This window comes from Protofrankia sp. Cas8, from assembly GCF_963555845.1.
Lineage (GTDB): Bacteria > Actinomycetota > Actinomycetes > Frankiales > Frankiaceae > Protofrankia.
Genome location: NZ_CAUVXI010000355.1, coordinates 1,023 through 1,853 on the forward strand (window position 1 = coordinate 1,023; position 831 = coordinate 1,853).

At 72.2% G+C, this 831-nt stretch carries 1 protein-coding gene; it reads left to right on the forward strand.

The features are described from left to right. Positions 1 to 831: IS630 family transposase (locus U9977_RS26760; protein WP_322752043.1), on the forward strand; the 831-nt coding region annotated here is incomplete at both ends.

Below are 831 nucleotides of genomic sequence, written 5' to 3' on the forward strand. Positions count from 1 at the left end.
GGACCCGGTTCGTGGCCCGCGGGGTTCCGGGTCTGTTCGACCGGCCGAGGCCGGGCCGGCCGCCGGTCCACGGCCCGTCGGCCCGGCTCGCGGTCGTGGCGACCGCGACCGCGACCCCACCCGAGGGGCGAACCGTCTGGTCGCACCGCACCCTCGCCGCCCACCTGGCCGAACGCGGCCTGCCGGTCTCGGCGGCCACGGTCGGCCGGGTACTCGCCGACGCCGAGGTCCGCCCGCACCGGGTCCGCGGCTGGCTGCGCCGCGCCGACGACCCGGCGTTCTGGGCGAAGGCCGGTGAGGTCTGCCGTGTCTACCTGCACCCGCCGGCCGGCACGCTGCTCGTCAACATCGACGAGAAGACCGGGATCCAGGCGAAGACCCGCAAATTTCCGGAGGTCCCGCTACGGCCCGGCTGGGCGGCGCGCCGCGAGTTCGAGTACGTCCGCCACGGCACCGTGTCGATCATCGCTGCGATGGACGTCGCGACTGGTCAGGTCATCACCGGCCGGGTCGCCCGCAACACCTCCGCCGCCTTCACCGCGTTCCTCACGGAACTCGACGAACAGGTCGACCCGGCCCTTGGCATCCACCTGATCCTCGACAACGGGTCGAGCCACACCGCACGGGCCACGAAGAGCTGGTTGAAGGCGCACCCGCGGTTCTCCACGACCTACACGCCCAAGCACGCGTCCTGGCTGAACATGGTGGAGCAGTGGTTCGGTGTCCTGACCCGCCAACTGCTCCGCCGGGGCGACTTCGTCTCCCGCGAGGACCTCGAGGCCCAGATCACCGCGTTCACGATCCGCCACAACGAGACCGCCCAGCCCTACC